At 74.4% G+C, this 22225-nt stretch carries 22 protein-coding genes; 10 read left to right on the top strand and 12 right to left on the bottom strand.

Going from position 1 to position 22225, the window contains the following annotated elements; genetic code table 11:
* The first annotated feature begins 26 nt into the window (after positions 1 to 26).
* Positions 27 to 500, top strand: coding sequence for a gamma-glutamylcyclotransferase (locus ACI78Z_RS19420; RefSeq protein ID WP_457038185.1), 474 nt, complete (start codon positions 27 to 29; stop codon positions 498 to 500).
* Between the two features lie 120 nt (positions 501 to 620).
* Here the strand turns inward: ACI78Z_RS19420 and ACI78Z_RS19415 are convergent, their stop codons facing one another.
* The 9 genes from ACI78Z_RS19415 to ACI78Z_RS19375 all read right to left on the bottom strand — a co-directional run bounded on the left by ACI78Z_RS19415 (position 621) and on the right by ACI78Z_RS19375 (position 10913).
* Positions 621 to 1025 carry a hypothetical protein gene (locus ACI78Z_RS19415; RefSeq protein WP_457038184.1) on the bottom strand — a complete coding sequence of 135 codons (405 nt, stop codon included), beginning with the start codon at positions 1023 to 1025 and terminating at the stop codon, positions 621 to 623.
* Between the two features lie 75 nt (positions 1026 to 1100).
* Positions 1101 to 1340, bottom strand: coding sequence for a hypothetical protein (locus tag ACI78Z_RS19410; RefSeq protein WP_457038183.1), 240 nt, complete (start codon positions 1338 to 1340; stop codon positions 1101 to 1103).
* A gap of 108 nt (positions 1341 to 1448) precedes the next feature.
* Positions 1449 to 1676 (bottom strand): hypothetical protein, encoded by a 228-nt coding sequence (locus ACI78Z_RS19405; RefSeq protein ID WP_457038182.1) that lies wholly within the window; start codon positions 1674 to 1676, stop codon positions 1449 to 1451.
* 74 nt (positions 1677 to 1750) lie between these two features.
* Positions 1751 to 2746, bottom strand: a complete 996-nt coding sequence (gene meaB / locus ACI78Z_RS19400) for a methylmalonyl Co-A mutase-associated GTPase MeaB (RefSeq protein ID WP_457038181.1) — start codon at positions 2744 to 2746, stop codon at positions 1751 to 1753.
* Complete coding sequence (gene scpA, locus ACI78Z_RS19395) at positions 2746 to 4971, bottom strand: methylmalonyl-CoA mutase (RefSeq protein WP_457038180.1); 2226 nt, start codon at positions 4969 to 4971, stop codon at positions 2746 to 2748. The genes meaB and scpA overlap by 1 nt, the downstream gene beginning before the upstream one ends.
* On the bottom strand, positions 4968 to 6875 hold the full coding sequence (locus ACI78Z_RS19390) for a methylmalonyl-CoA mutase subunit beta (protein ID WP_457038179.1): 1908 nt from the start codon (positions 6873 to 6875) through the stop codon (positions 4968 to 4970). Before ACI78Z_RS19390 ends, scpA begins: the two co-directional genes overlap by 4 nt.
* Before the next feature lie 37 nt (positions 6876 to 6912).
* Entirely contained in the window at positions 6913 to 8160 is a 1248-nt protein-coding gene (locus tag ACI78Z_RS19385; protein ID WP_457038178.1) for an amidohydrolase, read from the bottom strand.
* A 13-nt stretch (positions 8161 to 8173) separates the two neighbouring features.
* The gene (locus tag ACI78Z_RS19380) at positions 8174 to 9379 is read right to left on the bottom strand and encodes a glutamate--cysteine ligase (RefSeq protein WP_457038177.1); all 1206 of its coding nucleotides are present in this window, start codon (positions 9377 to 9379) and stop codon (positions 8174 to 8176) included.
* 10 nt (positions 9380 to 9389) lie between these two features.
* Positions 9390 to 10913 (bottom strand): hypothetical protein, encoded by a 1524-nt coding sequence (locus ACI78Z_RS19375; protein ID WP_457038176.1) that lies wholly within the window; start codon positions 10911 to 10913, stop codon positions 9390 to 9392.
* Positions 10914 to 11024: 111 nt separating this feature from the next.
* On the opposite strand from ACI78Z_RS19375, the gene ACI78Z_RS19370 reads away from it, so the two are divergent.
* The 6 genes from ACI78Z_RS19370 (at position 11025) to ACI78Z_RS19345 (ending at position 16667) form a co-directional block, all read left to right on the top strand.
* Complete coding sequence (locus ACI78Z_RS19370; protein ID WP_457038175.1) at positions 11025 to 11834, top strand: purine-nucleoside phosphorylase; 810 nt, start codon at positions 11025 to 11027, stop codon at positions 11832 to 11834.
* Between the two features lie 37 nt (positions 11835 to 11871).
* Positions 11872 to 12687: an NAD-dependent epimerase/dehydratase family protein gene (locus tag ACI78Z_RS19365; RefSeq protein WP_457038174.1), complete on the top strand. Its 816-nt coding sequence runs from the start codon at positions 11872 to 11874 to the stop codon at positions 12685 to 12687.
* Positions 12684 to 14309, top strand: a complete 1626-nt coding sequence (locus ACI78Z_RS19360; protein WP_457038173.1) for a phospho-sugar mutase — start codon at positions 12684 to 12686, stop codon at positions 14307 to 14309. The genes ACI78Z_RS19365 and ACI78Z_RS19360 overlap by 4 nt, the downstream gene beginning before the upstream one ends.
* Positions 14309 to 15001: a haloacid dehalogenase type II gene (locus ACI78Z_RS19355; RefSeq protein ID WP_457038172.1), complete on the top strand. Its 693-nt coding sequence runs from the start codon at positions 14309 to 14311 to the stop codon at positions 14999 to 15001. Before ACI78Z_RS19360 ends, ACI78Z_RS19355 begins: the two co-directional genes overlap by 1 nt.
* 167 nt (positions 15002 to 15168) lie before the next feature.
* Positions 15169 to 15750 (top strand): DUF6318 family protein, encoded by a 582-nt coding sequence (locus tag ACI78Z_RS19350; RefSeq protein ID WP_457038171.1) that lies wholly within the window; start codon positions 15169 to 15171, stop codon positions 15748 to 15750.
* Positions 15751 to 16214: 464 nt separating this feature from the next.
* On the top strand, positions 16215 to 16667 hold the full coding sequence (locus ACI78Z_RS19345; protein WP_457038170.1) for a hypothetical protein: 453 nt from the start codon (positions 16215 to 16217) through the stop codon (positions 16665 to 16667).
* A 94-nt stretch (positions 16668 to 16761) separates the two neighbouring features.
* Here ACI78Z_RS19345 and ACI78Z_RS19340 read toward each other — a convergent pair whose 3' ends face one another.
* The 3 genes from ACI78Z_RS19340 to upp all read right to left on the bottom strand — a co-directional run bounded on the left by ACI78Z_RS19340 (position 16762) and on the right by upp (position 18773).
* Positions 16762 to 17166, bottom strand: a complete 405-nt coding sequence (locus tag ACI78Z_RS19340; RefSeq protein WP_457038169.1) for a DUF805 domain-containing protein — start codon at positions 17164 to 17166, stop codon at positions 16762 to 16764.
* An 84-nt stretch (positions 17167 to 17250) separates the two neighbouring features.
* Positions 17251 to 18147 carry a Gfo/Idh/MocA family protein gene (locus tag ACI78Z_RS19335; RefSeq protein ID WP_457038168.1) on the bottom strand — a complete coding sequence of 299 codons (897 nt, stop codon included), beginning with the start codon at positions 18145 to 18147 and terminating at the stop codon, positions 17251 to 17253.
* A gap of 2 nt (positions 18148 to 18149) precedes the next feature.
* Positions 18150 to 18773, bottom strand: coding sequence for a uracil phosphoribosyltransferase (gene upp / locus ACI78Z_RS19330; protein ID WP_457038167.1), 624 nt, complete (start codon positions 18771 to 18773; stop codon positions 18150 to 18152).
* A gap of 106 nt (positions 18774 to 18879) precedes the next feature.
* On the opposite strand from upp, the gene deoC reads away from it, so the two are divergent.
* Genes deoC through ACI78Z_RS19315 form a run of 3 tightly spaced genes read left to right on the top strand, consistent with a single transcriptional unit; the run spans position 18880 to position 22183 of the window.
* Positions 18880 to 19875: a deoxyribose-phosphate aldolase gene (deoC, locus tag ACI78Z_RS19325; protein WP_457038166.1), complete on the top strand. Its 996-nt coding sequence runs from the start codon at positions 18880 to 18882 to the stop codon at positions 19873 to 19875.
* Positions 19875 to 21320: an aldehyde dehydrogenase family protein gene (locus ACI78Z_RS19320; RefSeq protein WP_457038165.1), complete on the top strand. Its 1446-nt coding sequence runs from the start codon at positions 19875 to 19877 to the stop codon at positions 21318 to 21320. Before deoC ends, ACI78Z_RS19320 begins: the two co-directional genes overlap by 1 nt.
* A complete protein-coding gene (locus tag ACI78Z_RS19315; RefSeq protein ID WP_457038164.1) occupies positions 21317 to 22183 on the top strand; it encodes an aldehyde dehydrogenase family protein in 867 nt (288 codons plus the stop codon). Before ACI78Z_RS19320 ends, ACI78Z_RS19315 begins: the two co-directional genes overlap by 4 nt.
* The last annotated feature ends 42 nt before the right edge of the window (positions 22184 to 22225 follow it).

The raw sequence follows: 22225 nt of genomic DNA, 5'->3' as shown, positions 1-22225 counted from the left end.
GCCACACCGCCGTAGGCTGCCCGGTGATGGGCCTCTACGCCGCCTACGGGTCGAACATGGACCCCGCACAGATGCTCCGGCGCTGTCCGGCCTCCCCGCACACCGGCACCGGCTGGATCCAGGGCTGGCGGCTGACGTTCGGCGCCGAGGAGTACGGCTGGGAGGGCGCGCTGGCCACCCTCGTGCCGGACGACACCGCACCGGGCGGATCGCTGTCCCCCGGCGTCTTCGTGGCCCTCTACGACCTCACCGAGACCGACGAGCAGGAACTCGACGCCTGGGAAGGCGCCGACCGGGGGCTCTACCGGAAGCTGCACCTGCGGGTGCACACCCTCACCGGTGACCAGGTGGCGTGGGTCTACGTGCTCGACGCCTTCGAGGGTGGGCTGCCCTCGGCGCGGTACCTGGGCGCGCTCGCCGACGCCGCCGAGGCCGCCGGTGCGCCCGACGACTACCTCGCCGAGCTCCGCGCCCGGGAGTGCCGCTCCACCGGCGTCTGACCCGAGGCCCCTCCCCCGCGATCATGGCGTCGTGACGACCGCCAGGCGGCGACCGGTGGTCACAGCACCATGATCGTCCGGCGGGGGCGCCATGATCGCGGGGGGCGCGAAGACCCCGGCTCAGGCCGGCGTCTCCAGCAGCTTGCGCAGCGCGTCGTCCACCTGCTCGACGTAGGACGGCGAGAGCCCGAACAGCGCGGCGTGGCCGTGCACGTCCTCGATCACCCGGAAGTCGCTGTCGGGGATCAGTTGCTGCTCGGCGGCGCAGTCCTCGGGCGGGAAGAACTTGTCGGTGCTGATCGGCATGACCACCGTCCTCGCGGTGATCCGTCCCAGGGCGGCGGCGAGGTCCCCGTCGGTGTGCCGGCTGACGTCGCCGTGCTGCCACTTCCACGCCTGGGTCAGCAGGTCGCCGGCGTCCATGGGCTCGAAGTAGGCCTCCAGGAAGCCGACTCCGAAGTCCTCCGGCGAGCTGAAGCCCAGCGCCCGCCAGTGCTCCCCGGTCCAGAACTCGTTGGACAGCACGTGCAGGGCGAACAGGCCGGCGTGCCGCTGCAGGCCGCCGCGGACGTCCCCGGGGTCGCGGTACCAGCCCCCGGCCTACCCCGGGTCGGAGGTGAGGGCGTCGACCAGCGTCTGCGCCCAGATGACGCAGTGCTGGTACATCCGCGCGGTACCGGCCAGGGGCGCGGCCCGCTCGACCCGGTCGGGGAACCGGACGGCCCACTCGTAGGTCTGCTGGGCACCCATCGACCTGCCGAAGACCAACGCCAGCTCCTCGACGCCGAGCACCTCGCGCAGCAACCGCTCCTGGGCGACCACGTCGTCCGCGATGCGCACCCGCGGGAAGCGGCCCCGGCCGTAGGGGGCCGGCCAGGTTGTGCGGCGAGGTGCCCAGCCCGCTGCCGATCTGGTTGACCAGGACGACGAAGTGCTCCGCGGGGTCGATCACCCGGCCCGGCCCGACGTAGGTGTCCCGCATGACCGAGTGGTTGCCCCGGACCAGGTCGGGATCAGGACCGCGTTGTCCTTCGCCGCGTTGAGCGTGCCGAGGGTCTGGTAGGCCAGCTGGCAGCCGCGGAGGGTGACGCCCTCCTCCAGCACGAGGTCGCCGATGTCGGCGACCTCGAACTCGCCGTGGACCGCAGCGGAGTAGTACGGGTTGTCGATCGGCATGGGCGGCCTCGTCTCGGCGGCGGGCTGGACCGCGGGCGCGGTCCAGCCCGGACGCTGACGACCCGTGACGGCGCTCACACCTCGGGCGCGGCGAGGAAGGTCTCCAGCAGCTGCTGGGCGGCCAGCGCCGGAGTCAGCTCGCCGGCCAGCACCGCCTTCTCCAGCTCCGGCACGGCGGCCCGGACGCCGGGGTGGGCGCGCAGCCGGTGCTCCAGCCCGTCGCGCACCAGCTGCCGGGTCCAGCGCACCTGCTGGGTGCGCCGCTGCTCGTCGAACGCGCCCGAGGCCTTGCGCCGGTCCTGGTGCTCGACCAGCTTGGCCCACACCTCGTCGAGCCCCTCTCCGGTCAGCCCGGCGCAGGTGAGCACCGGGACGTGCCAGTCCTCGCCATGGCCCCGCAGCATCCGGATCGCCCCGGCCAGCTCGCGGGCGGCCTTGCGCGCGTCGGCCGCACCCGGCCCGTCGGCCTTGTTCACGGCGATGACGTCGGCGATCTCGAGGATGCCGCGCTTGATCCCCTGCAGCTGGTCGCCGGTGCGGGCCAGCGTCAGGAACAGGAACGAGTCGACCATCTCGGCGACGGTGATCTCCGACTGCCCGACGCCGACGGTCTCCACCAGGACGACGTCGTGGCCGGCCGCCTCGACGACGACCATCGACTCCCGCGTCGCCTGCGCGACCCCGCCGAGCGTGCCCGACGTCGGCGAGGGCCGGATGAAGGCGTTCGGGTCGACCGACAGCCGCGCCATCCGGGTCTTGTCGCCGAGGATCGACCCGCCCGAGCGGGCGGACGACGGGTCGACGGCGAGCACCGCAACCTTCGACCCGGCGGCCGTCAGCATGACCCCGAGCTGGTCGATGAACGTCGACTTCCCCACGCCGGGGACGCCGCTGATCCCGACCCGCCGGGCGTTCCCGGCGTGCGGCAGCAGCTCGACCAGCAGCTCCTGCGCCCGCTCCCGGTGGTCGGCGCGGTGGGACTCCACGAGCGTGATGGCCCGCGCCACGGCCCGCCGGTCGCCCTCGAGCACGCCCTCGACGAGCGCGGGGACGTCGACCGACCGCGCCATCAGTGACCGAGGCGCGAGGACAGCGTCCGCAGCAGCCCCTGCGCCGCCTCGGCGACCACCGTGCCGGGCAGGAACACCTCGGCCGCGCCCATCTCCTTGAGCGTCGGCACGTCGTCGGGCGGGATGACGCCGCCGACGACGATCATGACGTCCTCGGCCCCGAGGTCGGCGAGCGCCTGCCTCAGCGCCGGCACAAGCGTCAGGTGGCCGGCGGCCAGGGACGAGACGCCGACGATGTGCACGTCGGCCTCGACCGCCTGCCGGGCGACCTCCTCGGGGGTCTGGAACAGCGGGCCGACGTCGACGTCGAAACCGAGGTCGGCGAAGGCCGTCGCGATGACCTTCTGCCCGCGGTCGTGGCCGTCCTGGCCCATCTTGGCGACGAGGATGCGGGGACGGCGTCCCTCGGCCTCCTCGAACGCCTCGGCCAGGCGGCGGGTCTCCTCCATCGGGTTGTCTCCTCCCGCCCAGCCCGCCCCGGCCGCCTCGTCGCGGTAGACGCCGGAGATGGTGCGCACCTGGCCGGCGTGCCGCCCGTAGACCTCCTCGAGCGCGTCGGAGATCTCCCCGACGGTCGCCTTGGCCCGGGCCGCGTCGACGGCCAGCTTGAGCAGGTTCGAGTCCAGCGACGAGTCCCGCCGTCCCTCGGCCGCCGCGCGGGCGGCGTCGGTCAGCCGGGCGAGCGCCGCGCGCACCGCGCCGTCGTCCCGGGAGGCCCGCAGCTCCTCCAGCTTGGCCTTCTGCTGGGCGAGCACGTCGGCGTTGTCGACCCGCAGCACCTCGATCGCCTCGTCGGCGTCCACGCGGTACTTGTTCACGCCGATGACCGGCTGGCGGCCGGAGTCGATGCGCGCCTGGGTGCGGGCGGCGGCCTCCTCGATGCGCAGCTTCGGGATGCCGTCGTCGATCGCCTGCGCCATGCCGCCGTGCTCGGCGACCTCCTGGATGTGCGCCCAGGCACGGCGGGCCAGGTCGTAGGTGAGCTTCTCGACGTAGGCCGAGCCGCCCCACGGGTCGATGACCCGCGTGGTCCCCGACTCCTGCTGCAGCAGCAGCTGGGTGTTGCGGGCGATGCGGGCGGAGAAGTCGGTGGGCAGCGCCAGCGCCTCGTCGAGGGCGTTGGTGTGCAGCGACTGGGTGTGGCCCTGGGTGGCGGCCATCGCCTCCAGGCAGGTCCGGACGACGTTGTTGTAGACGTCCTGCGCGGTCAGCGACCAGCCCGAGGTCTGCGAGTGGGTGCGCAGCGACAGCGACTTGTCCTTCTCTGCGCCGGCCTCCTTGACCAGCCGCGCCCACAGCAGCCGCCCGGCCCGCAGCTTCGCGACCTCCATGAAGAAGTTCATGCCGATCGCCCAGAAGAAGCTCAGCCGGGGCGCGAACGCGTCGACGTCCAGCCCGGCGGCCTTGCCCGCGTTCAGGTACTCCACGCCGTCCGCGAGCGTGTAGGCCAGCTCCAGGTCGGCCGTCGCCCCGGCCTCCTGGATGTGGTAGCCGGAGATGGAGATCGAGTTGAACCGCGGCATCTCCTGCGAGGTGAACGCGAAGATGTCGCTGATGATCTGCATCGACGGCTTGGGCGGGTAGATGTAGGTGTTGCGGACCATGAACTCCTTGAGGATGTCGTTCTGGATGGTCCCGGTCAGCTGACCGTGGGACGCCCCCTGCTCCTCGGCCGCGACGATGTAGAGCGCCAGCACCGGCAGCACCGCACCGTTCATGGTCATCGAGACGCTCATCCGGTCCAGCGGGATGCCGTCGAACAGCTGCCGCATGTCCAGGATCGAGTCGACCGCGACCCCGGCCATGCCGACGTCGCCGACCACGCGCGGGTGGTCGGAGTCGTAGCCGCGGTGGGTGGGCAGGTCGAAGGCGATCGACAGGCCCTTCTGCCCCGCGGCGAGGTTGCGGCGGTAGAAGGCGTTGGACTCCGCGGCGGTGGAGAAGCCCGCGTACTGGCGGACCGTCCACGGCTGGGTCGTGTACATGGTCGGGTAGGGCCCGCGCAGGTAGGGCGGCAGCCCCGGGTGGGTGTGCAGGAAGTCCAGGGCGTCGAGGTCGGCCGGCGTGTACAGCGGCGGGACGGCGATGCCCTCCGGCGTCTCCCAGGTCGCCTCCTCCACGCCACGGCCGGTGACCTCCTTGAACCGCTTGGCCCAGTCGTCGGCCGAGGCGGCTGACGACGGGCGGCCCAGTTCGACGCCGCTGAAGTCGGGGATTGCACTCATGCCCGCTCCTCCTCCTGGCGGTCCCCGCGGGGATCGCCGTCGAGACCCAGCTGCTCGTGGACTCGCTGCAGGACGTCGAGTGCGTCGCACCCGGCGTACACGTACCCGTCGACGCCCTCGACGCCGAGCGACGGCTTGCCGGCCAGCCACACCGCGGTGGCCCCGGCGGCGCGCAGCTCCGCGGCGAGCGCCGCCGCTGACTCCGCGTAGTCCCGGTCGGTCCCGCAGATGCAGGCGACCGTCGTGCCCGCCTCGGCCAGACCGGAGGCGCCGTCGCCGGACGGCGTCGCCACTCCCCCGGCCTGGAACAGGTTGCCGGCGAAGGTGGCCCGCGCGGTGTGCCGGGCGATCGGGCCGATGGTGGCGAGGTAGACCGCCGGCCGGGTCGGCGCGGCGTCGGCGCGGTCGCGGAGCTCCTCGAACGCCTGCGCCGCCCGCACCCGCGGCAGGCCGCCGGTCGGGTGCAGGTCCGCGGCGGGTTGCCGTTCGGGGAGCCTCTCGGCCAGGTTGGGGAACTCGCTGACGCCGGTGATCGCGTCGGTGCGGTGCGCCAGCCGCTCGGCGCGGGCGTCCCATGCGGCGGCGATCCGGTCGCGGACCAGGCCCGAGTCCAGCGCGGCGGCCAGCCCGCCGGCCCGCTCGATCTCGGTGAACCAGTCCCACGCGGCGTCGGCCAGGGCGTCGGTGAGCGCCTCGACGTACCAGGAGCCGCCGCCCGGGTCGAGGACGCGGGCCAGGTGCCCCTCCTCCACCAGCAGGTTCTGGGTGTTGCGGGCGATCCGGCGGGAGAAGGCGTCGGGCAGGCCGAGCGCGGCGTCGAAGGGCTGCACGGTGACGACGTCGGCCCCGCCCACGCCGGCGGCGAAGCAGGCGACCGTCGTCCGCAGCATGTTGACCCACGGGTCGCGCCTGGTCGTCATGACCGAGGAGGTGACGGCGTGCTGCCGCTGGGCACGGGCGTCGGGCGAGGCGCCGCTGACCTCGCCGACCCGGTCCCACAGCCGGCGGGCGGCGCGCAGCGCGGCGATGGTCGTGAACTGGTCGGCGCCGGCCGCGTAGCGGAACTCGAGCGCGGCGCAGGCCTCGTCCACCGACAGCCCGCCGTCGGTCAGGGCCCGCAGGTAGGCGACGCCCGCGGCCAGCGAGCAGCCGATCTCCTCGACGGCGGAGGCGCCGGCGTCGTGGAAGACGGTGGCGTCGACGACGACGGTGCGCCAGCCGGCGGGTGCCCGGCGGGCCACGTCGGCGAGCCCGGTGAGGTCCTGCGGCCGGCCCGAGGCGGCGTGCACACCGAGGGGGTCCAGGCCCAGGGAGCCGCCCGGCGCGAGGTCGGTGCGGCCCTCGACGTGGGCCAGCAGGGCCTCGGCGGCCGGGAGCCCACCGGAGACCGACACCGGCGCGAGGTCGAGGTAGACGTCGGCCAGGACGTCGCCGAGCGCGGCGACCGGGACGGCCCCGTCGCCGAGCTCCAGCCACAGCGAGGTGACGCCGTTCTCCAGGTCCGCGGCGATCGCCTCCTTCGTCAGCACGACGTCGGGGTGGGCGTGCCGCTGGCGGACGTCCCACCCGCCGGGCACGTCGCCGGGCGAGCCCGCTCGGGCGCCGCGGACGAAGGGGGCCAGGCCCGGGACGCCGACCGCGGCGGGCAGGTCACCGGCGTCCTCGGCGGTGTAGAGCGGGGCCACGCTGACGCCGGTGGCCACCGGCACCCGGAGCGCGTCCTCGACCGGGTCGGGCAGGTCCTCGCGGCCGGCCTTGCGCAGCACCCCCGCGACGAGCTCCCGCCACGCCTCCCGGGTGGCGGCCGGGAAGTCCGCGGCCAGCCGCAGCTCGTCGGGGACCTCGTGCTCGGCCGGCACCTCGGCGTCGGCGTGCGCGGGGGTCTGCTGATCGGCGGAACTCATCGTCGGGCTCCCGTCGTCGGTCGATCGGCGTCAGTGTCTACCGTCGGGCGCCCGGACCGGAACCGCTGGGGTGCGGTCTCGGGCCGGGGGGTGGGGCGCCCGCGTCGGCCGCGAGCGCGTGCAGGGCCGTGCGCGCCAGGAGCCGGACCCCGACCGAGATGGCCCGCTCGTCGACGTCGAAGGTCCCCCGGTGCAGGTCCAGCGGCGCGCCGCCACCGTGCGTGCCCAACCGGGCCAGCGCGATGGGCAGGACGTCGGCGAACCAGCCGAAGTCCTCCCCGCCCATGCTCTGCGGGGACAGCCGCAGACCCTCACTGCCGACCGTCTCCAGCGCCGCCGAGCGCAGCAGCGCCACCGCCCGCGGGTCGTTGACCACCGGCGGGACCCCGCGGACGTAGTCGACCTCCACGTCGGCGCCGGTGGTGGCCGCGACCCGCACGACCAGCGAGCGCAGCAGCGCCTCGGCGTCCTGCCAGGTGTCGCGGTCCAGCACCCGCACGGTGCCGCGCAGGCAGCCCCGCTGCGGGATGGCGTTGGCCGCGACCCCGGCGTTGACCGCGCCCCACACCAGCGACATGCCGGCGCGCGGGTCGACCTGCCGGGACAGCAGCGCGGGCAGGTCGGTGATCAGCCGGCCGAGGGCGTCGACCAGGTCGACGGTCAGCTGCGGTCGGGCGGTGTGCCCGCCGGGGCCGGTGAGGGTGACGTCCATCCGGTCACAGGCGGCGGTGATCGCCCCGGTGCGCAGCCCGATGCTGCCGACCGGGAGGGAGGGGTCGCAGTGCAGGGCGAAGGCGCGGGAGGCGCCCTCGAGCACGCCGGCCGCGACCACCTCGGTGGCGCCGCCGGGCACCGTCTCCTCGGCGGGCTGGAAGACGCAGCGCACGGTGCCGGGCACGTCGTCGAGGGCGGCGAGGGCCAGCGCCGCCCCGACGACGACGGTGGTGTGCACGTCGTGCCCGCAGGCGTGGCACAGGCCCTCGCGGGTGGAGGCGTACGGGGCGTCCTTGAGGTCGGCCAGCGGCAGCGCGTCGATGTCGGCGCGCAGCACCACGACCGGGTCCCCCGAGCCCACCTCGACGACCAGGCCGGTGCCCGAGGGCAGCCGCTTGGGGTCCAGGCCGGCGTTGCGCAGCCGCTGCTCGAGGAAGGACGTCGTCTCGAACTCGGCGTAGGCGAGCTCGGGGTGGGCGTGCAGGTGCCGCCGCACGGCGACCAGCTGCTGCTGCCGCTCGACGACCCACTCGTCGACCGCCGTCCCCAGCTTCTCCGGGAACGCGGTCATGCCGCGGCGTCCCTCATGCGGCGTGGCCTCCGGAGCAGTCGGCCGGGCCGGGCACCGGCCCGGGGGGCTGGTCGGCGGGCCCGCTCGAGGGCAGGCCGTCCCGCAGCTCGGCCAGCAGGCTGTCGACGACGGCGGTCAGGTCGCCGCCGGTGGCCGCGGCGACCGCGCGCTGCCGCTGGTAGGAGGCGCCGACCTCCAGGACGCGGTGGACGTCGGCCAGCTCGTCCTCGCAGCCCAGCCGGCGGGCGGTGGGCGCGAGCTCCTCGACCAGGTCGGTGATCGCCTGGCGCACCGGCCGCACGGTGCCCTTCTCGTCGACCACGATGTCGGCGTCCAGGCCGTAGCGGGCCGCCCGCCACTTGTTCTCCCGCAGCACCCAGGAGGCCGGCGTGGGCAGGGTGTAGCCGCGGTCGAGCTGGGTGTCGAACTGCTCGACCAGGCACTGGGACAGCGCCGCGACCGCGCCGATCTCGTCGAGGGTGGGCAGCCCGTCGCAGATGCGCAGCTCGACGGTGCCGAAGTCCGGGTGCGGGCGGATGTCCCACCACACCTCGCGGACGCTCTCGATGGCGTGCGTGGAGATCAGCGTCTCCATGTACTCCTCGAAGCGGTCCCAGCCGGAGAGCTGGTAGGGCAGCCCGGCGGTCGGCATCCCCTCGAAGACCTTGGAGCGGGCCGAGGCGAGCCCGGTGTCGCAGCCGACCCAGAACGGGGAGGACGCCGAGAGCGCGAGGAAGTGCGGCACGTACTGGGTGAGCGCGTTGACCATCGGGATGGCCTTCTCCGGCGCCCGGACGCCGACGTGCACGTGGACGCCGAAGATCTGCAGCCGGCGGGCCAGCCACTGCATCTTCTCGACCAGCTGCAGGTACCGCTCCTTGGGCGAGATCTGCTGCGTCTGCCAGTCGGTGATCGGGTGGGTGCCCGCGCACATCAGGCCCAGGCCGCGGCGCTCGGCGGCGGCCCGGACCTCGGCGAGGGTGCCCGCCAGGTCCGCCTTCGCCTCGGCGACGGTCGTGCAGACGCCGGTGATGATCTCGATCGTCGACTGCAGCAGCTCGTGCTTGGCCTTGGGGTGCTCCTCGGCGCCGTCGGGCCGGATCTCCCGCAGGATCTCGACGGCCCCGGCGGTCAGCTGCCGCGTCTGCAGGTCCACGAGCTGCAGCTCCCACTCGACGCCGAGGCTGGCTCGCTCGGAGGACCGGAACGGGATCTGCACCCTGGCGAGTCTAGGGACGACCGGCCGCCCCGGCCCCCGGAGAAGCGGCCCCCACCAGGTCGTCCCCGGGCGCGGCCGGGCGCGGCAGCCAGCGGGCGACCGGCACCCGCGCCTGCACCGCCGCGACGGCCCGCCGTCCGAAGCGCTCCTCGTCGACGACCGCGCTGCACAGGTTGCGCCCGACGACGACGACCGCCCGGCCGTCCTGCGTCGGCAGCGCGGCCTCGACCAGCTCCCACGGGATGGAGTGCACGTCGCCGTCGCTGTCGCGGTGGGCCAGCTCGCGCTCCCCGACGACCAGGGCGAGCCGGCTGTTCCCCCGGGAGAGCAGCCGGGCCAGCGCCGAGGGCCGGAAGGTCTGCCCCACCGGCAGCTCGGTCTGCAGGTTGCACACGTACCGGCGCTCGACGGCCCCGCCCGGGCCGGCGTAGTCGACCTCCTCGGGCACGTACAGGATCGCCGTCGGCTGCGTGCCGCGCAGCGCCGCCGCGACCCGGTCGGGGGTCACCTCGCGCCAGGCCTCCAGCACGTCCTGCACCGGGCGGAACGGCAGGCCGCCGACCGCGCAGCAGGCCGCGTCGGCCAGCTCGGACTCGACGACGGCGCGCTCGTCGGCGTCCAGCTCCTCCTCGAACCCGGCCACCGCGTGCGCCAGCTCCGCCGCGGTCGGGCCGGATCCGCACAGCTCCGTGTAGGCCTGCCAGAGCAGGCCGGCCACGGCGTCGTCCTGCCCCTGCCGGGCGTCGACGACGACGGCGACCTCGCGCCGGTCGCCCGCGAGCTCCAGGGCCATCGAGTCGACGGAGTAGCTGAGGCCGCGGCCGTGCCGGGCGGTGTCGCGGAGCCGCTCCTTGAGGACCTCGACGCCGACCGTCAGGGCGGGGTCGCCCGCACCGCCGGCGGACAGCAGCAGGCCGACGCCGGCGCCGTGCCCCTTGGTCCACACCGGCCCGGTCTGCGGACGCGGGCACGGGACCGGCCGCTCGGGACGCGGGCCGTCCGGCAGCGGCAGCCGCAGGTCGGCCGGCAGCGGTCCGGCGCACCACAGCGCGGCGTTGCCGCGGACGAACCAGCGGCGGGCGTGCGCCCGCACGGTCTCCGCGGTGAGGTACTCCGGGCCCGGTCCGTCGGCCACGGCGAGACCGGGACCGGCCAGGCCGAAGCGGGCGGCCCACAGCCCGCCGAGGGTGGAGTGCGCCGTGGAGCAGTTCTCCGCCTGCAGGACGCCGACCTCCAGCTCCATCCGCTCGGTCGGCAGGTCGGCCAGCGCGCGGCAGATGCCCTCGAGGAACGCGCCCACCGCCTCCGGCCGGCCGGTCGCGAAGAAGGTCGTGGTGTCGACGTCGGTGACGGCGTTGCAGCGCAGGTGGGACTTGGGCAACGCGCCCATCGCGAGGTGCTCGACGAGGTGGGTGACCTCGATGGTCGCGAACGTCTCGTCGCGGAGCCCGACCCCGAAGACCAGGGCCGCGGTGGTCCGCGCCGGGCCGTCGGCGGTGAAGACGGGGACGCCGTCGATGTCGATGCGCTGCACCTCGACACAGTCGGCCGCCCGCCGCCCGGGTTCCAGCGGACACGCCCGCATCGGGGCTGCTGGGGTGCGTGTGGCTGCTCACGGTCACGGGCCCTGGGCTAGCGTCCGACCGTGAGCGCACTCCCCGCCGACGACCCCGCCGCCCTGGCCGACCGGGCGGCCGACCACCTGACCAGCGCGTTCGGCGGCGGCCACGAGGTGGCCGTCGTCATGGGGTCGGGTTGGGCCCCGGCCGCCGACGCCTTCGGCAGCGTCGAGGGCGGCGTCGCCATCGGTGGGCTGCCGGGCTTCGCCGCCCCGACCGCGGTCGGCCACGGCGGGGAGGTCCGCTCGGTGCGGGTGGGCGACCGGAAGGCGCTGCTCTTCCTCGGCCGCACCCACCTCTACGAGGGCCGCGGCGTCGAGCCGGTCGTGCACGGCGTGCGGACGGCGGCCGCGGCGGGCGTGCGCACCGTCGTCCTCACCAACGCCGCCGGCGGGCTGGCTCCGGACCACCGGGTCGGCCAGGCGGTGCTGATCAGCGACCACCTCAACCTCACCGCCCGGTCGCCGCTGGTCGGCGCCACCTTCGTCGACCTCACCGACCTGTACTCGGCGCGGCTGCGGTCGCTGGCCCGCGAGCTGGACCCGTCGCTGACCGAGGGCGTCTACGCGGCGCTGCCCGGGCCGCACTACGAGACCCCGGCCGAGATCCGGATGCTGCGCACCCTCGGCGCGGACCTGGTCGGCATGTCCACGGCGCTGGAGGCGATCGCCGCGCGCGCCGCGGGGCTGGAGGTGCTGGGGCTGTCGATGGTCACCAACGCCGCGGCCGGGATCACCGGGAAGAAGCTCGACCACGAGGAGGTGCTCGCGGCGGGGAAGGCGGCCGCGGGGCGGCTGGGCGAGTTCCTGGTGGAGTTCGTCGGGCGGCTGCCGTGACGGCGATCCCCGCGGGGACCGCCGCAGGGGGGTCCCGGTGAGCGGGCCCGTGCTGGTCACCGGCGCGGCCGGGCGGATCGGCACGGTGCTGCGCGGCGGGCTGCCCGAGCGCGGCTGGGCGCTGCGCTCGCTGGACGTCGTCCCGATCGCCGACCCCCGCCCCGGCGAGGAGCAGGTGGTCGCCGACGTCACCGACCTGGCCGCGCTGACCGACGCCGCGGAGGGCGCGAGCGCCGTCGTCCACCTCGGCGGCATCTCCGGCGAGTCGACGTGGGCGGCCGTCTCGCACGCCAACATCGACGGCACCCGGTGCGTGCTGGAGGCGGCGCGGCGGGCCGGCGTCCCCCGGGTGGTGCTGGCGTCGAGCAACCACGCCACCGGCTTCACCCCGCGCCCGGCGTCCGGTCTCCTGCGGGAGGACGACGGCCTCGCGCGGCCGGACACCTACTACGGGGTGTCCAAGGTGGCGATGGAGGCGCTCGGCTCGCTCTACGCCGACCGGTACGGCCTGGACGTCGTCTGCCTGCGCATCGGCACCGCCGCCCCCGAGCCGACGACGACCCGTCACCTGGCCACCTGGCTGTCCCCGGGAGACTCCGTGCGCCTGGTCGACGCCGCGCTGCTGGCGCCCTCCCCCGGGTTCGCCGTGGTGTGGGGCATCTCGGCCAACACCCGCGCCTGGTGGGACCTCACCGCCGCCCGGGCGCTGGGCTACGAGCCGGCCGACGACGCCGAGGTGTACGCGGAGGCGCTCGTCGCGGTGCACGGCGAGCCCGACCCCGCCGACCCGGTGCACGGCCGCGTGGGTGGGGAGTTCACGCTGCCGCAGTACGACGCCGAGGAGGACGCGTGAGCCTGCTCGAGACCGCCCGGGCCTGGGCCGACGCCGATCCGCACGACGGTGACCGGGCCGAGATGGAGGCGCTGATCGAGGCGGAGAACCGGGCGGAGCTGGAGCGCCGGTTCGCCGGGCCGCTGACCTTCGGCACCGCCGGGCTGCGCGGCCCGCTGCGGGCCGGTCCGGCCGGGATGAACGCCGCCGTGGTCACCCGCGCGGCGGCGGGCCTGGGCCGCTGGCTGGCCGGCTCCGGGCACGCGGGCGGCGGCGTGGTGATCGGCTTCGACGCACGCCGGCGCTCCGACGAGTTCGCGCGGGTGACGGCCGCGGTGCTGTCCGCCGCCGGGTTCGCCGTCCAGGTGCTGCCGCGGCCGCTCCCGACGCCGGTGCTCGCCTTCGCCGTCCGGCACCTGGGCTGCGTGGCCGGGGTGATGGTCACCGCCAGCCACAACCCGCCCGACGACAACGGGTACAAGGTCTACCTCGGCGACGGCGCGCAGCTGGTGCCGCCGGCCGACCGGGAGATCGAGGCGGCCATCGCCGCGATCGGACCGGCCCGCGAGGTGCCCACGTCCGACGACTGGCTGACCCTCGGGGACGACGTCGAGGCCGACTACGTCGCCGCGGTCGTGCGGGCCCTGGACCCCGCCGCGGTGCCGGCCATCGTGCGGCAGGGGCTGACCGTCGCCTACACCGCGATGCACGGGGTGGGCGCGGCGACGACGCGAGCGGTGTTCGCCGCGGCCGGTCTCGCGCCGCCGGTCGGCGTGGCCGAGCAGGACGAGCCCGACCCCGCCTTCCCGACGGTCACCTTCCCCAACCCGGAGGAGCCGGGCGCGGTCGACCTGCTGCAGGAGCTGTCCTCCCGGCTGGGCGCCGACGTGGCGATCGCCCAGGACCCCGACGCCGACCGCTGCTCGGTGGTCTGCGACGGGCGGCAGCTCACCGGTGACGAGGTGGGCGGGCTGCTCGCCGACTGGCTGCTGCGCCGCGGGGTGCGGGGCACGTACGCCGCGTCGCTGGTGAGCGGCTCGCTGCTGCACGCCCTGGCCGGCGCGCACCGGGTGCGGTTCGCCGAGACGCCGACCGGCTTCAAGTGGATCGTCCGCGCGGGGACGGACGACGAGCCGCTGGTCTTCGGCTACGAGGAGGCGCTGGGCTACGCCGTCGCGCCGGACGTCGTGAAGGACAAGGACGGCATCTCCGCCGCGCTGGCGGTCGCGCTGCTCGCCGCGGAGCTCCGGGCCACCGGCCGCTCGCTGACCGACCGGCTGGACGAGCTGGCCGTGCAGCACGGGCTGTTCGTGACCGGGCAGCTGTCGGTGCGGGTCGAGGACCTGTCCCGGATCGGCGCGATGATGGCGCGGCTGCGGTCCTCGCCGCCGGCGCGGCTGCTGGGGCGTCCGGTCGTCGCCTCCGACCTGCTCGAGGAGACCCCCGCCGTGGACGCCGTCCGGCTGCTCGGCGACGGGGTGCGGGTGATCGTGCGGCCCAGCGGCACCGAGCCGAAGCTCAAGGCGTACCTGGAGACCGTCGTCCCCGTGCACGAGGACGCCGGGATCATCGCCGCCCGCGGCCGGGGCGCCGACGAGCTCGACCGGCTGCGGGACGAGATGTCAGCGGCACTGGGGCTGTAGTGGACGTCCGCGCGCTGGTGTTCGACGTCTTCGGCACCGTCGTGGACTGGCGCGGCGGCGTCGCCCGCGAGGTGCGCCGGCTGCTCGGCCCGTCGGTGGATGCGACCGCCCTCGCCGACGACTGGCGCGGCCGGTACGTGCCGTCGATGGAGCGGGTGCGCTCGGGCGAGCTGCCGTGGACGCCGCTGGACGCCCTGCACCGCTCCTCGCTGTCCTCGGTGCTCGCGGACGCCGGGCTGGGCGACGTCCCGGCGGAGGTGCGCGAGGAGCTGGTGCTCGCCTGGCACCGGCTGGACCCGTGGCCGGACGTGCTGCCGGGCCTCCGCCGGCTGGCGCGCTCCCACGTGCTGGCGCCGCTGTCGAACGGCAACATCGCGCTGCAGGTGGACCTGGCGCGGCGGTCCGGGCTGCCGTGGGACTGCGTGCTCGGCGCCGAGGTCGTGCGGCACTACAAGCCCGACCCGGAGGTCTACGACTCCGCGGCGGAGCTGCTGGCGGTGCCCCCGTCGTCCGTGGTCATGGTCGCCGCACACGTCGACGACCTCGCCGCGGCGCGGGCGCGGGGGCTCCGGACGGCCTACGTGCACCGGCCCGACGAGTTCGGCGGCCGCATCGTGCCGCCTGCGCCGGACCCCGAGGCCGACTGGTCGGTGGCCTCGTTCGAGGAGCTCGCCGAGGCGCTGGGGGTCTGAGGGCCGCCGTTGCCGGCGATCCTCGTGCACCGCCGGTGCTGCAGCGGCCGCGGTCCGCGGGGAACCCCGGCAATGCGTTCGGGTGGTTGTCCACAGCGGCGCGTGCCCGGGACGGCGGCACTCCGTAGTCTCCCGGCGATCGGTGATCGACACGGGGGTGGACGACGGTGACACGGCGCTGGACCCTGCGACTGGCGGCGAGCCTCGCGGCCGGTGTGGTCGTGCTGAGCGGCTGCTCGGAGCGGCAGGAGGCGAGCGACACCCTGCCGGAGGCGGACGCCTCGCCCAGCACGTCGGCGCCGGAGCTCCCACCCCTCGGCCCACCCGACCTGCCGATGCCCGCCGAGGCCCGCACCCAGGACGCCGCCGGCGCCGAGGCCTTCGTCCGGTACTACATCGACCTCATCAACCGGACGTCGACCGTCATGGACGCCGCTCCCCTGCGCGAGTTCAGCGACGGCTGTCTCGATTGCGATCGCATCGCGACCGACGCCGAAAACGATGCCGCCGCTGGCTACAGGTATAAGGGGGGCGAATTGACCATCACTTGGATGGAAGCCTTCATGCCTGGCGACACCGTGGAAGTAGGATTTGTCGTGGACCAGGCCCCACTTGAGGTCGTGGACGCAGAGGGGCGCCCGGTTGCAGGTCTGACCTTCAATGCAAAGTCCGGGCTACAGTCCGGCACAACTATGTCCTGGGATGCACAAAGTCACTCGTGGGTCATGACTGGTCTTACGTTGGGATGACCTCTCCAGCGAAAGCCCTCACGTCAGCCGCACTTCTATTGGGCGCAACGTTCTTCTATCCGTCGCACCCAGCAACGGCGCAAGAGCTTGGCTGCAGGCTGTCATGCGAAACCCCTGAAGTTTCATTCGGCTCGGGTGCACTCACTGCCAGCTATGCAACAGCAAGCTCCGGCGGCTACTGGGCTGCGAGCAATGCACCCCCTCCCTCTCACCCCTATACATACCGACTAATCGATCCCTGCGTCGCGAACGACGCGACGACCGGGAGCTGTCAGGGTCAGGACTTTCGCAACTGCCCAACGCCTCCGGGTCGCGTAGCGGACTTTCGCCTGATCCAGCAACAGCGACTTGTGCTGCCCGACGGCACAACCATCGATGGTTTTGCTGTAGCCCCGGGAACTGCTCCTGGCACAGCCGTCGGCGCGTGGCTAGAGGTCGCGCGTGCGTGCGTCGACATCACGGCGTTGAACCCACCGCCGTCCCCCGGCGAGGTCTACCGCTACTTCCAGACCCTGCCGCTGCCCGACCTGCCCACCCAGCAGCAGCCGCCGGGCAACGCGCTGGCCGGCCTGCCGGTCGTCTTCTACACCGACGGCCCCACCACGCAGACCTTCACCGTGGACATCCGCGGCTTCACCGTCGACATCGTCGCCACGGCCACCGGCTTCAGCTGGGACACCGGCGACGGCACCGTCCTGCGGACCACCGACCCCGGCGCGCCCTACCCGGACCACACGGTCAGTCATGACTACCGCAGTGGCACCTACACCGCGTCGCTGACGACCACCTGGAGCGGCACCTTCAGCGTGAACGGCGGCGCGACGGTCGACGTCCCCGGCACCACGACCACTGACGGCCCGCCCGCCACCTTCACGGTGCTCCAGACCAGTCCCGTCCTCACCAACCCGTTCGACTGACCCACTCTTGCGCTGTTCCACCTGCTTCTGCGGCGTTGCAACAGCGCAAGAGCGGGTGGAACAGCGCGAGAGTGCGCGCCAGGCCGAGCGCGGTTCACCAGGGCTGCGGCGGCGCCTGCTGCCCCGGCGGGAACCCGTACCGGTTGGGCACCGGCTGACCGGCCAGGAACCCGGTCTGGACGAGCAGCACGAGCCACCCGACGAGGGGCACGAGCCACCACAGCAGCCACCACGCCGAGTGCCCGCGGTCGTGGAGCCGGGTCACCGCCGAACTGATCGACGGCACGATCGTCAGCAGCGAGACCACCGTCGTCAGCGGGCCGCCGAGGACGGCCCAGGCGCTCCCGGTGTCGACCGTCGTCGAGAAGACGGGGTAGCCCAGGGACGCGTCCGCGAGGTTCGCCAGGAGGCCCAGCCCGGCGATCGGCAGCGTGTAGTGCAACCACCACGTGCGCCGATCGATCCGTCCACGTCGCACGTACCACTCGCCGAGACCCACGTCCGCTCCCGCCCGGCTCCACCGTGGAGCCCGCCAGCAGGGTGCCGCCCCGGTGTCCCGAGCGGGGTTCGTGCGGGCGCCACGTCACCCCGACGAGGGCACCGGCTCCCGGCAGCCGGAGTCGAGCGCTCGCGCGGCGGTCGCCAGCACGGCCACGACATCGCGCGCGAAGCCGACGTCGCACGGGTGCGTCCCGCCGGTCAGCACCGCCGCCTCGAGCTCGTCGACCGCCGCGGAGAACGACTCGACCGGGCTCTCGGTGTCCGGCAGCAGCACCAGCCGGCCGGCGTCCCCGTGCACGAAGAACTCGATGCCCGTCGACATCGGCGCGACGGTGTGCGACAGCGTGACCGTCGAGGTGACGCCGGGGGTGGCGTGCTGCAGCACCAGGTGCACGGTGTCCCCCGCGCCCGCCCCGGCCTGCACGGAGACCACCGGCCCGAGGCTGGGCAGCAGCAGCGAGAGCGCGTGCGGGCCGATGTCCCACAGGGCGCCGTGCTCGCGGCGCCAGGCCGAGTCGAACGGGCTGCCGGCCAGCGCGCTCAGCCACGAGCCGGCGCCCCCGGCCAGGCGGGTCCGGGCGGCCTGGGCCAGCCACGTCGACGTCCCGGCCTGGAAGCGGAAGGTGAAGAACACGACCGAGGCCACCCCCGCGGAGCGGACCGCCGCGACCACCCGGTCGGCCTCGTCGAGCGAGAGCCCGATCGGCTTCTCCAGCAGCAGGTGCTTCCCGGCGGCCGCGGCCTGCTCGGCCAGCCCGACCTGCACCGACGGCGGGACGGCGATGGCCACGGCGTCCACCTGGTCGAGCAGCGCGGCCAGGTCCGCGGAGCCGGGGACGTCGAACTCCGCGCCGACCTCCTCCGCCTTGACCGGGTCGCGCCCCCAGACGCCGACCAGCTCGGCCGTCGGGTGCCCGGCCAGGGCGGCCGCGTGGACCGTCCGCGCCCAGTGACCGGTGCCGAGCACCCCGAACCGCACGGTCAGACCGCCCCGAACTGGCGGTCGCCGGCGTCGCCGAGGCCCGGGACGATGTAGGCCTTGTCGTTGAGCCCCTCGTCGACCGAGGCGGTGAACACCCGCAGCGGCAGCCCGCTCTCCTCCAGCCGGCGGATGCCCTCGGGGGCGGCCAGCGCGCAGAGCACGGTGATCGAGGTGGCGCCGCGCCCGGTCAGCAGCCCGCAGCAGTGCACCAGCGAGCCCCCGGTGGCCAGCATCGGGTCGAGGACGAACACCTCCCGGTCCACCAGGGACGCCGGCAGCGACGCCATGTACGCCTCCGGCTGGAAGGTCACCTCGTTGCGGGCCAGGCCGACGAAGCCCATCTGCGACTCCGGCAGCATCCCGTGCGCCGTGTCCGCCATCCCGAGCCCGGCCCGCAGCACCGGCACGATGAGCGGCGGCGCGGCCAGCCGGTAGCCGGTGGTCCCGGTGACCGGCGTGGTGATCGGCTCCTCGGCGACGGGCAGGTCGCGGGTGGCCTCGTAGACCAGCATCTGGGTCAGCTCGGCCAGCGCCGCGCGGAACGCCGCGTTGTCGGTCCGCTCGTCCCGCATGCGGGTCAGACGGGCACGGGCCAGCGGGTGGTCGACGACGGTGAGCTGCACGCGCGACACGGTAGCGGCCGGGGTGACCGGTCCCCACCGCGCTGGCACGCACTCCGACCGGGTGAGGGACGTCGGCCCACGGTGAGCGCAGGGGAGAATGCCCGGCATGACCCACGTGCTCGACCCCGATGCGCCGGCGGCGGCGATCCCGCCGCGGCGCGAGCCCCTGGCGCCGTACCGCGACGTGACCCGCTCCGACGCCGCCTTCCGGGCCTTCCTGCACGGCCTGCCGGGGGTGGACCAGGTCGGCGCCGAGTCGCGGGTCGCCGTCCTCGGCACCCGGTCGATCAAGACCACCGCCAAGGCCTGGGCGATCGACACCGCGATCGCCATGGTCGACCTCACCACGCTCGAGGGTGCGGACACCCCGGGCAAGGTCCGTTCGCTGGCCGCCAAGGCGCGCCGTCCCGACCCCACCGACCCGTCCTGCCCGCCAGTGGCGGCGGTCTGCGTGTACGGCGACCTGGCCGGCGTCGCCAGGGAGGCGCTGACCGGCACCGGCATCCACGTCGCGGCCGTCGCGACCGCGTTCCCGAGCGGCCGGGCCAGCCGGGCGGTCAAGATCGCCGACGTCCGCGACGCCGTAGCCAACGGCGCCGACGAGATCGACATGGTCATCGACCGCGGCGCCTTCCTCGCCGGCCGCTACCTCGACGTCCACGACGAGATCGTGGCGGTCAAGGAGGCCTGCGGGGACGCCCACCTCAAGGTCATCCTCGAGACCGGTGAGCTGGTCACCCTCGACAACGTCCGGCGCGCCTCCTGGCTGGCGATGCTCGCCGGCGGCAACTTCATCAAGACCTCCACCGGCAAGGTCTCCCCCGCTGCGACGCTGCCGGTCTGCCTGGTGATGCTGGAGGCGGTCCGCGACTTCCGCGCCGCCACCGGCCGCCAGGTCGGCGTCAAGCCCGCCGGTGGCATCCGGACGACGAAGGACGCGATCAAGCACCTCGTGCTGGTGAACGAGGTCGCCGGGCCCGACTGGCTCTCCCCCGACTGGTTCCGCCTCGGCGCCTCCAGCCTGCTCAACGACCTGCTCCTGCAGCGGCAGAAGCTGCGCACCGGCCACTACTCCGGCCCCGACCACGTGAGCGTCGACTGATGACCCGACTGTTCGAGTACGCCCCCGCCCCCGAGTCGCGCTCCATCGTCGACATCGCGCCGTCCTACGGCCTCTTCGTCGACGGCGAGTTCGTCGACGGGACCGGCGAGTCCTCCAAGACGGTCAACCCGGCCACCGAGGAGGTGCTCTCGGAGGTCGCGGCCGCCACCGACGCCGACGTCGACCGCGCCGTCCGCGCCGCCCGCCGCGCGTTCACCCGCGTGTGGGGGCCGATGCGCCCGGCCGACCGCGGCAAGTACCTGTTCCGCATCGCCCGGCTGCTGCAGGAGCGGGCGCGGGAGTTCGCCGTCCTGGAGTCGCTGGACAACGGCAAGCCGATCCGGGAGTCCCGCGACGTCGACGTCCCCCTGGCCGCGGCGCACTTCTTCTACCACGCGGGCTGGGCCGACAAGCTGGACTGGGCGGGCCTCGGTCCCGGCCCGAGGCCGCTGGGCGTGGCCGGTCAGGTCATCCCGTGGAACTTCCCGCTGCTCATGCTGGCGTGGAAGATCGCGCCGGCGCTGGCCACCGGCAACACCGTCGTCCTCAAGCCGGCCGAGACCACCCCGCTGACCGCGCTGCTGTTCGCCGAGGTCTGCCGCCAGGCCGACCTGCCGCCCGGCGTGGTCAACATCGTGACCGGCGCCGGCGACACCGGTCGCGCCGTCGTCGAGCACGCGGACGTCGACAAGGTCGCGTTCACCGGGTCGACCGAGGTGGGCCGGTCCATCGCCCGCGCGGTCGCCGGCACCCGCAAGAAGCTCACGCTGGAACTCGGCGGCAAGGCGGCCAACATCGTCTTCGACGACGCCCCGATCGACCAGGCCGTCGAGGGCATCGTGCAGGGCATCTTCTTCAACCAGGGCCACGTGTGCTGCGCCGGCAGCCGGCTGCTGGTGCAGGAGAACGTCCACGACGAGGTGATCGCCTCGCTGCAGCGGCGCATCGGCACGCTGCGCGTCGGCGACCCGCTGGACAAGAACACCGACATCGGCGCGATCAACTCCGCGGAGCAGCTCGCCCGGATCCGCGAGTTGTCCGACCACGGCGAGGCGGAGGGGGCGCAGCGCTGGCAGCCGGCCTGCGACCTCCCCGAGCGCGGCTACTGGTTCCCGCCGACCGTCTTCACCGGCGTCTCCCCCGCCCACCGGATCGCCCGCGACGAGGTGTTCGGCCCGGTCCTCTCCGTGCTGACCTTCCGCACCCCCGACGAGGCCGTCGCCAAGGCCAACAACACCACCTACGGGCTCTCGGCCGGCATCTGGACCGAGAAGGGCTCCCGGATCCTCGCGACCGCCGACCAGCTCCGCGCCGGCGTGGTCTGGGCCAATTGCTTCAACCAGTTCGACCCGACGTCGCCGTTCGGCGGCTACAAGCAGTCCGGCTACGGCCGCGAGGGCGGCCGGCACGGGCTCGCCGCGTACCTGAAGGGGGCCTCGGAGTGAGCGACCGGCTGGCGGTCCGCAAGACCTACAAGCTCTACGTCAACGGCGCGTTCCCGCGCTCGGAGTCCGGCCGCACCTACGAGGTCACCGACAGCAAGGGAGCGTTCCTGGCCAACGCCGCGTGGGCCTCCCGCAAGGACGCCCGGGACGCCGTCGTCGCCGCGCGCGCCGCGTTCGGGAAGTGGTCGCGCGCCACCGCCTACAACCGGGGCCAGGTGCTCTACCGCGTCGCGGAGGTGATGGAGGGCCGGCACGCCCAGTTCTGCGAGGAGGTCGCCGCGGGCGAGGGGTTGAGCAGCTCCCGGGCCCGCGCCGCCGTCGACGCCGCCATCGACCGGTGGGTCTGGTACGCCGGGTGGACCGACAAGCTCGGCGCCGTCCTCGGCGGGGCCAACCCGGTCGCCGGGCCGTACTTCGACTTCTCGCTGCCCGAGCCGACCGGCGTCGTCGCCGTCCTCGCGCCGCAGCGCTCGTCGCTGCTCGGCCTGGTCAGCGTGCTCGCCCCCGTGCTGGCCGGGGGCAACACCGCCGTCGTCGTCACCTCGCGGACCCGGCCGCTGCCCGCCGTCACCCTCGGGGAGGTGCTGGCCACCAGCGACGTCCCGGGCGGGGTGGTCAACCTGCTCACCGGGGACGCCGGAGAGGTCGGCCCGTGGCTGGCCGAGCACGACGACGTCGACGCGATCGACCTCGCCGGGGCCCCGGCCGACCACGCGATGGAGCTCGAGCGGCTCGCCGCGGGCAGCATCAAGCGGGTCGTGCGGCCGCCGGCCGAGGAGCCGGACTGGTCGGCCGACCCGGGCCTGTCGCGGCTGACGCCGTTCCTGGAGACCAAGACGGTGTGGCACCCGATGGGGGTCTGAACTCCGCGGGTCAGCAACCCGGGCGTGCGGGCCCAGGGTGAG

The organism is Geodermatophilus sp. SYSU D01176, from assembly GCF_054050015.1.
Note: the sequence above shows the minus strand (reverse complement) of the source record. Positions and strands in the feature narration are given on the sequence as shown.

Bases quoted from the DNA above. Each gene is read 5' to 3' on its own strand.
- scpA (WP_457038180.1), bottom strand. From the start codon at position 4,971: ATGAGTGCAATCCCCGACTTCAGCGGCGTCGAACTGGGCCGCCCGTCG.
- ACI78Z_RS19420 (WP_457038185.1), top strand. From the start codon at position 27: ATGGGCCTCTACGCCGCCTACGGGTCGAACATGGACCCCGCACAGATG.
- ACI78Z_RS19390 (WP_457038179.1), bottom strand. From the start codon at position 6,875: ATGAGTTCCGCCGATCAGCAGACCCCCGCGCACGCCGACGCCGAGGTG.
- ACI78Z_RS19385 (WP_457038178.1), bottom strand. From the start codon at position 8,160: ATGACCGCGTTCCCGGAGAAGCTGGGGACGGCGGTCGACGAGTGGGTC.
- meaB (WP_457038181.1), bottom strand. From the start codon at position 2,746: ATGGCGCGGTCGGTCGACGTCCCCGCGCTCGTCGAGGGCGTGCTCGAG.
- ACI78Z_RS19320 (WP_457038165.1), top strand. From the start codon at position 19,875: ATGACCCGACTGTTCGAGTACGCCCCCGCCCCCGAGTCGCGCTCCATC.
- deoC (WP_457038166.1), top strand. From the start codon at position 18,880: ATGACCCACGTGCTCGACCCCGATGCGCCGGCGGCGGCGATCCCGCCG.
- ACI78Z_RS19405 (WP_457038182.1), bottom strand. From the start codon at position 1,676: ATGCCGATCGACAACCCGTACTACTCCGCTGCGGTCCACGGCGAGTTC.